The following is a 6,455-nucleotide window of genomic DNA, read 5'->3' as shown; positions in this document are numbered from 1 at the left end:
GGGGTGTTGCAATGACCGATAGAACCCAAGAGCTACGCTTCGTCGGACTCTTCCTCGAGCGGGCCGAGCTCGGCGACGAGGACCTCCTGCGCGACCTTCATGGCCGACAGTGCGGCGGGCGCGCCGCAGTAGCCGGAGGCGTGGACGATGGCCTCGGTAATTTCGGTGCGGGTCAGGCCGTTGGCCAGCGCCCCCTTGATGTGTCCGCGCAGTTCCTCGGTGGCCCGCAGGGCGACCAGCATGCCGATGTTGAGCAGGGAGCGGTCGCGCTTGGCCAGCCCTTCGCGGCTCCAGACGGAGCCCCAGACGGTGGCGGTGATGTGCTTTTGCAGCGTCTCGCCGTCGGAGCCCGCGTTGCGCTCCAGTGCCGCGTCGACGAAGTCGTCGCCCATCACTTCCCGGCGGATACTGATGCCGACGTCGTAGCGCTCGGAGGAGAAGAGGTCATCGTTGGGGTTGGTCATCGGCACCGAGTATAGGGCGCTGTGCAGGCGATTTCGGCACCTCGGGCACGGTTACCCCCATTGGTGACGCTTGCCTAAATAGGGAAGTGCTTGTGCGTGTTAGGCTTACGGTTTGAAAATCGTTGTCAAGAAGGACCTGATGAATCGAACGGCGACGCTGAGCCTGCGCGACGTCACCTCCCGTGCCGGTGACGCGACGCTGCTGCACATCGACGACCTCGATGTTTTCCCCGGCGACATCATCGCGGTGATGGGGCAGTCGGGGGCGGGGAAGACCACGCTGCTGAAGGAACTCCGCGACGCGGCCGCAACCGAGGGGCTGCCCGCGAGCTTCATCCAGCAGGACACGCTGGCGAGTCTCAATCCGCTCGTGCGCTGCGATCGCCAGGTCCGCATCCTCGCCGGCCGGGACGGAACGGAGGCGCTCGCCGCCTGCGGCATCACGCCGGAGCTCGCGCACCGTTATCCCATGAAGTTGTCGGGAGGGCAGCGTCAGCGCGTCGCCATCGCCGCGGCCTTGGCCGCGGATCCTCCTCCGGCGCTGCTGCTTGCCGACGAACCCACCTCATCCCTCGATCCGATCGCCACGCTGGAAGTGCTCGACGCCCTGACGTCCCTGCACCACGGCACGGATACGGCCATCGTCATCGCCACCCACGATCTCGGGGTGGCCCGGAAGATCGCCACGCGCCACCTCCTCGTCGAGGGCGGAGAAGTCCACGAGCGGGAGTGCCCATGATTTCCGTCGACAACGTCAATTGCCGGGGGCGTCTCACCGACGTCACCCTCGAGTTCCCGGCCGGGGCCAAGGTCGGCATCATGGGCCGGTCGGGTGCGGGCAAGAGCAGCCTGATCAGCGCCCTGACCGGCCAGCTGCTCCCGGATTCGGGCACCGTCGCCATGCCGTCGGGCGGCATCGGTTACATCCCGCAGGATCCGGGCACCACATTGCTGCCGAATCGCCCCGCCGTCGACAGCATCTGCGAATTCGCCCGCGACCGCGTCAGCGACGTGCCGAAGGTGCTCGCCTCCCTCGGCCTGGATCCACAGCTCGCCGAGCGCAGGCCCTCGGAGCTGTCCGGCGGCCAGCGCCAGCGCATCGCCGTCGCCCGCGCCCTGATCGGCAACCCCGACCTGATCATCGCCGACGAGGCGTTTTCCGCCCTCGACTCGGACACCTCGGCGCTGCTGGAGCAGGTGCTGCTGGGAACCGAAGCGACGGTGCTGCTGATCTCCCATGACATCGCCAGACTGCTGCGGACGTGCACGCACATGGTCGTGCTCGCCGACGGCCGGGTCGTGTTTTCGGGCGACCTGGATGGTCTCGGCACCTGCGAGAAACCGGAGGTAGTGGAGTTGCTGGCGGCGGCGAAGGAGCTCGCGGGATGAGGACCGGAATGAAGGGGCTGCCCCGGAGAATCCAGGCGCTGCTGATCACCCAGATGCTCTTCAACATCGGGTTCTACCTGGTGGTGCCGTTCATCGCGGTGGAGATGACCGACTCCCTGGGCGCCTCCGGCGCCGTCGTCGGGCTGGTGCTGGGCGTGCGCACCTTCAGCCAACAGGGCATGTTCTTCCTCGGCGGCGGTCTGGCCGATCGGTTCGGCGCCATCAGGGTGCTGTTGGTCGGCGTGGCCATCAGAGTGCTCGGCTTCCTCGTCGCCGGCTCGGCCACGTCGGTGGAGATGATGCTCGTCGGCGTGATCCTCATCGGCTTTGCCGCGGCGCTGTTTTCTCCGGCGGTGGAATCGTTGCTGGCCTCCGGCGGCCATGAGCTGGAGGAACGGGGCGTGTGCACCAGGGCGCACCTGTTCGCGCTCGACGCCAGCTACTCGCGCATCGGTTCGCTGACCGGCCCGCTGTTGGGCGCGCTGCTGATCCCGGTGGGCTTTTCGTTGGTGTGCCACGTCGGCGCGGCCATCTTCGCGGGGATCTTCGTCATGCACCTCCTCCTGGTCCCGAGGTGGCGGGGCGTGCGCTCGACGAGCAGTGGATCGATGACCTCCGCGTGGGGCCGGATCCTGCGCAACCGCGGGTTCATGGTGTTCGCGCTGCTGTATTCGACCTACCTGCTGGCCTACAACCAGCAGTACCTGGCCCTGCCGGTGGAGCTGCGCCGCGCGACCGGCAGCGACGAGTATCTGAGCTGGTATTTCGCCATCGCCGCGGTGTTCGTCATCGGCCTGCAGACCACCATGACCGCCTGGGCGCAGCGCTTGGCCCCGTCGGTGGCCATCGGCGGCGGTTTCGCCCTGATGGCCCTGTCCTTCGCCGTCGTCGCGGTGTGCGCGCCGATCGAGATGTCCGGTTGGTGGGCGTTGGCGCCGTCGATGGTGATGCTGCTGGTCATGCACACCGGAATGATGATCGCGGTGCCGATCTCCAAGGATCTGGTGGGCACGCTGACCGGCAACCGGGATCTCGGCTCGGCCTACGGCTTCCTCAACAGCTTCGGCGGACTGGCCGTGCTGCTGGGCTCGCTGGGCATCGGCGCGACGCTGGATTGGGCCGAGCTCCCGCAGCCGGCGGCCGCGGTGCCCTGGATCATCATGACCGTGCTGCTGCTGATCTCCGCCGTGGGTCTGACCAAGCTGCGCCACGGTGCCGGGCAAGAGAAATGACCATCAATTGAACGATCATCGAACGACCATCGAACAAGGAACGCAACCAACCATGAAACGAAAGATCGGAATCCTCCTGGCCACCGCGGCCCTGCCGCTGACGCTGGCGGGGTGCTTCACCCAGGGAGCCGACGACGCCGACGCGCTGCGCGTGGCCCTGCAGTTCAATCCCGTGGCGGAGTTTTCGCCGTATTCCGACGACGCGGTGCTGGTCACCCGAGCCGGTGGCGCCGAAATGCTCGTGGGCATGGACGAAGACGGCGTGGCCGTCCCGGAGCTGGCGGAGAGCTGGGAGGTCAAGGACGCCCGCACGGTCGTGTTCACCCTGCCGGAGGGCGTGACCTTCCAGGACGGCACCCCGGTCGACGGCGAGTCGGTCGCCAACTCGCTGTCCCGGTCCATCGGTGCCGCGGCGCGTCCGAAGGGGCTCGGCTCCAACACGCTGGAGGCCACCGCCACCGGTGAGCGGGAGGTCACGGTTACCTCGGACAAGGACGATCCGATCCTGGTCAACCGCTTCGCCGACCCGGGCACCATGATTCTCTCGCCGGGGGCGTACACGGGCGAGGCACCCGATCCCTTCGGCCACGGCACCGGTCCGTTCACGCTGACGACCAAGAACCCCGACGGCACCGTCTCGGCCGAAGCCTTCGAAGACTACCGCCTGGGCACGCCCGCCACGGAGGCGCTGACGGTGTCCTTCATCGAAGACTCCGCCGCCCGCGTCAACGCGCTGCGCGCCGGCGAGCAGGACGTGGTCAAGGGCATCCCGATCGCCTCGCGCGGCGAGATCGACGACGACGACGTTTCCGACGTGGATCTGCCGCGCGTCAACCTGCTGCACTTCAACACGACCAAGGGCGTCTTCGCCGACGAGGAGCTGCGCACCGCCGTGGCCGCGGCCATCGACGCCGAGCCGGTCGTCCGCGACATCTTCGAGGGGCAGGCCGCCAACCCCAAGGGCTCGATCTTCAACCGTTCGTCGGACTGGGCCGACGCGACCCCGGAGACGACCGTGCAGTCCGGAGCCGAGGGGGACGGCAAGAAGGTCACCCTGGCGACCTGGGATTCCCGCCCAGAGCTGCCGGACACCGCCAACCTGGTCGCCGACCAGCTGCGCAAGATGGGCTTCGTGGTCAACGTCACCGTCGCCGACTACAACTCCCTGGAGCCCGACATCCTCGAGGGCGGCTTCGACCTCATCGTCGGCTCGCGCAACTACATGTTCGGCGCGTCCGACCCGGTCAGCTTCCTGCAGTCCGACTTCACCTGCGGCAGCGCCTACAACCTGTCGCAGCTGTGCGACGCCGACATCGACGCCGAGATCGACGAGGCCGCCGAGCTGACCGACCCGGAGGAGCGCCTGGCCGCGGCCGCCCACATCGGCGCCATGATCGTCGCCGACGGCGCCGCCGTCCCGCTGGCCCACGAGCGGCTGCTCGTGGCCACCGACGGCGTCACCGGCATCGACCTGAATCCGATGGAGCGACACCTCATCACGGAGAAGACCGCCAAGTGATCGCGCGGAGGGTCGCCGCGGTCGTCGGTTCGAGCGTGGCGCTGCTGGTCCTCACGGCCCTGTTGCCGTGGCTGACCGGGCGGGAGCCGGCTTACGCGGTGTTGCGCGCCCGCGAACGCGAGCGCGAGGCCACCCCGGAGCTGATCGAGGCCATCCGCAACGAGTACGACCTGCCGACCAGCCCGTGGGAATCGCTGTCCCAGTGGTTCGGAGGTGCCGTCCGCGGCGACTTCGGCACCTCCTGGGTCACCGGCCGGGACGCGCTGGCCGCCGCCACCCACGGGCTCGGCATCACCATCGCCTTGACCATCGCCGCGACGGTGACCAGCGTCCTGCTGGCCTTCGTCATCGTCCTGCCGCGCATCACCGGATCGCGGGCGGGGCGCTGGACTCCCGGCATCCTGGCGATTCTGGCGGCATTGCCCAGCTTCGTGCTGGCGGTGCTGCTGCTGTCGTGGTTCGCGGTCGGGTGGAGGCTCTTCCCGGTCGGCGGGTGGAACTCCGTCGCCCACATGGTGTTGCCGACGCTGGCCATCGGCCTGCCCGCGGCCGGACTCTACGGTCGTGTGCTGCTGATCTCCGTCGACACCGCGCTGGTGGAACCCTGGGTGGAATCGTGGCGCCTCAACGGGGTCAAGAAGTCCACGATCGTCCGCTACGTGGCCATGCGCGCCTTCCTGCCGACGCTGTCCCAGCTCACCCTGTTCTTCGTGGGCACGCTGGCGGCGACCGCCGCGATCGAGGTCGCCTTCAACATCCCCGGCTTCGGCCGTGACGTCGTCGACGCCGCCACCGCGGGCGACATCCCCGTCCTGCAGGCCGCGGTCGCCGTCGTGCTGTTGTTCGGCATCATCTTCGGCACGGTCGCCCAGGTCGTGCGTGCCACCGTGTCCCGCAAGCTCGCCGGCGGCGCCGCTCCCGCCGCCCGCCCGACCGTCTTCGGCGGGGGCGTGGGGTTGGCCCTGTCCATGATCCCGATCGTCTTCATCGCGGCGGGCCTGCCCCGCAGCTCCGCCATCGAGTCCTCCCGGAGGCTGCAGGCGCCGTCGTTGGCGCATCCGCTCGGCACCGACCAGCTCGGCCGCGACATCTGGGCGCGGCTCGCCGACGGCATCGGCTCCACCATCGGCATCGCCGTCCTCGTGACCGTCATCTGCGCCCTCATCGCGCTCGTGTTGGGACACATGGGCCCGTCGGTCCAGTACCTCGGCGACGCCATGAACGCCGTGCCCGCCATCCTCCTGGGTCTGGTGCTCGCCGGCGTCCTGGGGCGGTCGGTGCTTACCGCGGCCATCGCGGTGCTGCTGGTCGGCTGGATTCCGCTGGCCGCCCACTGCGCGGAAGTGGCGGCGGAGGCGGCGGCGACCGGGCATTACCGCTACGCCCGGACGATGGGTGCCGGCCGCTGGCACCTCCTGCGCCGCCACGTGCTGCCGATGACCGTTCCCGCGGTGACCAAGCACGCGGTCACCCGCATCGCCCACAACGCCATCGCCCTGGCCTCGTTGGGTTTCCTCGGCGTCGGCGCGGCCGTGGGCAGCCCGGACTGGGGCGTGATCCTCAACGAGTCCACCAATTATCTCGAACGGTCGCCGTGGATGGCGTGGGGACCGATGATCGGCCTGGCCAGCCTCGGCGTCGCGGCCACGATCGCCACCGACCGGTTCGTCGGCGGGCGAGCCGCGAAATAGGGGTCACTCCAGGACGACCCGGCCATAGGCGGGCACGGCCAGGTACATGCGCATCCGCGGCAGCCGTACCCCGGCACACGCTGCCCCCTATGTCCGGGACCCGGCGCCTAGATGTACCCGGCCAGGACGTTGGTAGCGGCGAGCCTGGTTGATTGAGCGA

6 protein-coding genes are annotated in these 6,455 nt (G+C 68.9%); 5 read left to right on the top strand and 1 reads right to left on the bottom strand.

Going from position 1 to position 6,455, the window contains the following annotated elements:
• Window positions 1-32: 32 nt before the first annotated feature.
• Window positions 33-464: a carboxymuconolactone decarboxylase family protein gene (locus HMPREF3121_RS03135; RefSeq protein ID WP_070519794.1), complete on the bottom strand. Its 432-nt coding sequence runs from the start codon at window positions 462-464 to the stop codon at window positions 33-35.
• 139 nt (window positions 465-603) lie between these two features.
• On the opposite strand from HMPREF3121_RS03135, the gene HMPREF3121_RS03130 reads away from it, so the two are divergent.
• From HMPREF3121_RS03130 to HMPREF3121_RS03110, 5 genes are read left to right on the top strand one after another with little or no spacing between them, the layout of a single operon-like run.
• Window positions 604-1,203, top strand: coding sequence for an ATP-binding cassette domain-containing protein (locus HMPREF3121_RS03130; protein ID WP_070519795.1), 600 nt, complete (start codon window positions 604-606; stop codon window positions 1,201-1,203).
• Window positions 1,200-1,853: an ATP-binding cassette domain-containing protein gene (locus tag HMPREF3121_RS12845; RefSeq protein ID WP_070519792.1), complete on the top strand. Its 654-nt coding sequence runs from the start codon at window positions 1,200-1,202 to the stop codon at window positions 1,851-1,853. Before HMPREF3121_RS03130 ends, HMPREF3121_RS12845 begins: the two co-directional genes overlap by 4 nt.
• Window positions 1,850-3,085 (top strand): MFS transporter, encoded by a 1,236-nt coding sequence (locus tag HMPREF3121_RS03120; RefSeq protein ID WP_371327312.1) that lies wholly within the window; start codon window positions 1,850-1,852, stop codon window positions 3,083-3,085. The genes HMPREF3121_RS12845 and HMPREF3121_RS03120 overlap by 4 nt, the downstream gene beginning before the upstream one ends.
• Window positions 3,086-3,137: 52 nt before the next feature.
• Complete coding sequence (locus HMPREF3121_RS03115; protein WP_070519788.1) at window positions 3,138-4,604, top strand: ABC transporter substrate-binding protein; 1,467 nt, start codon at window positions 3,138-3,140, stop codon at window positions 4,602-4,604.
• A complete protein-coding gene (locus HMPREF3121_RS03110; protein ID WP_070519786.1) occupies window positions 4,601-6,295 on the top strand; it encodes an ABC transporter permease subunit in 1,695 nt (564 codons plus the stop codon). The genes HMPREF3121_RS03115 and HMPREF3121_RS03110 overlap by 4 nt, the downstream gene beginning before the upstream one ends.
• The last annotated feature ends 160 nt before the right edge of the window (window positions 6,296-6,455 follow it).

The sequence above is a fragment of the Corynebacterium sp. HMSC11E11 genome, assembly GCF_001807025.1.
Taxonomy (GTDB): Bacteria; Actinomycetota; Actinomycetes; order Mycobacteriales; family Mycobacteriaceae; genus Corynebacterium; species Corynebacterium freneyi.
This window is presented reverse-complemented; position numbering and strand designations above follow the sequence as displayed.